The following is a 1,970-nucleotide window of genomic DNA, read 5'->3' on the forward strand; positions in this document are numbered from 1 at the left end:
CGCCCCGCTGCGGCACGGGAGGCCCCTGCCGGGCCGCCCGCCGCACCGGCCGCGTCCGTCACGCCGCGACCGGGACCTCGTGCGCCGGCGGGGCCGCCGACTCCGCCGGCGTCAGCGCGAGTTCGAGCACCTGCCTGACCTCGGTCACGGGGTGCACGTCGAGCCCCTCGAGGATCTCCTCGGGAACGTCGTCGAGGTCCGCCTCGTTCCGCTGCGGAATGATCACCGTGGTGACCCCGGCGCGGTGCGCGGCGAGCAGCTTCTGCTTGACACCGCCGATCGGCAGCACCCGCCCCGTGAGGGACACCTCGCCCGTCATCGCCACGTCGGGGCGCACCTGGCGGCCGCTGAGCAGCGAGGCGAGCGCCGTCGTCATCGTGACGCCCGCGCTCGGGCCGTCCTTGGGGACGGCGCCCGCCGGGACGTGGAGGTGGATGCCGCGGTCCTTCAGGTCGCCCACGGGCAGCTCGACCTCGACCCCGCGGGAGCGCAGGTAGGAGAGCGCGATGTGCGCCGACTCCTTCATCACGTCCCCGAGTTGCCCGGTGAGGGTGAGGCCCGACGCGCCCGTCTCGGGATCGGCGAGCGACGCTTCGACGTAGAGGACGTCGCCGCCCGCGCCCGTCACCGCGAGCCCGGTGGCGACACCCGGCACGGCGGTGCGCCGCTCGGCCGGGTCCTGCGCCGACTCGGGGGTGTGGTGCGGCCGCCCGATGAGCTTGCGCAGCTCGTCGACACCGACGCGGTACGGCAGTTCCGCGCGGTCGAGCTCCCGCTCCGCCGCGACCTTGCGGAGCACCCGCGAGACGGCCCGCTCCAGGCTCCGGACGCCGGCCTCCCTCGTGTACTCGGCGGCGAGCTTGCGCAGCGCCGACTCGTCGAAGCCGACCTCGTCCGCGACGAGCCCGGCCTGCTCCAGTTGGCGGGGGAGCAGGTGGTCGCGCGCGATGGTCACCTTCTCGTCCTCCGTGTACCCGTCGAGCTGGACGACCTCCATGCGGTCGAGGAGCGGCTGCGGGATCGCCTCGAGGACGTTCGCCGTCGCGAGGAAGACGACGTCGCTGAGGTCGAGTTCGACCTCCAGGTAGTGGTCGCGGAACGTGTGGTTCTGGGCCGGGTCGAGGACCTCCAGCAGGGCGGAGGAGGGGTCGCCGCGGTAGTCGGCGCCCACCTTGTCGACCTCGTCGAGGAGGACGACGGGGTTCATCGAGCCGGCCTCCTTGACCGCCCGGACGATCCGCCCCGGCAGCGCGCCGACGTAGGTGCGCCGGTGCCCCCTGATCTCGGCCTCGTCCCGCACGCCGCCGAGCGCGACCCGCACGAACTCGCGCCCCATCGCCCGCGCGACGCTCTCGCCGAGGCTCGTCTTCCCGACCCCTGGAGGCCCCACGAGCGCCAGCACCGCACCGCCGCGCCGCCCGCCGACCACGCCCAGCCCGCGCTCCGCGCGGCGCTTGCGGACGGCGAGGTACTCGGTGATGCGCTCCTTGACGTCCTGGAGCCCTGCGTGGTCCGCGTCGAGGACCTCGCGGGCGCCGGGGATGTCGTAGGCGTCCTCGGTGCGGAAGTTCCACGGGAGTTCGAGGACCGTGTCGAGCCAGGTGCGTATCCAACCGCCCTCGGGGGACTGGTCGCTGGCGCGCTCCAGCTTCTCGACCTCCTTGAAGGCGGCCTTGCGCACCTCCTCTGGGAGGTCGGCCGCCTCCACCCGGGCGCGGTAGTCCTCGCCCTCGTCCTCCGGCTCGCCGTTGAGCTCGGCGAGCTCCTTGCGGACGGCGTCGAGCTGGCGGCGGAGGAGGAACTCGCGCTGCTGGCGGTCGACGCCTTCCTGCACGTCCTTGGCGATCGACTCGGCGACGTCCTGCTCCGCGAGGTGCTCACGGAGCGCGGCGACGGCCTGGCGCAGCCGCTCCAGCGGGTCGAGCGTCGTCAGGAGCGTGCGCTTCTGCGCGGCGGTGAGGAACGGCAGG

General features: G+C 74.1%; 1 protein-coding gene. It reads right to left on the reverse strand.

What is annotated here, in order from left to right; translation table 11 throughout:
- Window positions 1–58 precede the first annotated feature (58 nt).
- Window positions 59–1,970, reverse strand: a 1,912-nt coding sequence (gene lon / locus UWG_RS0111975) for an endopeptidase La (RefSeq protein ID WP_016907452.1), incomplete at its 5' end; no start/stop codon positions are given.

It is taken from the genome of Streptomyces xiaopingdaonensis (assembly GCF_000262345.1).
In the GTDB taxonomy this organism is placed as follows: Bacteria; Actinomycetota; Actinomycetes; order Streptomycetales; family Streptomycetaceae; genus Streptomyces; species Streptomyces xiaopingdaonensis.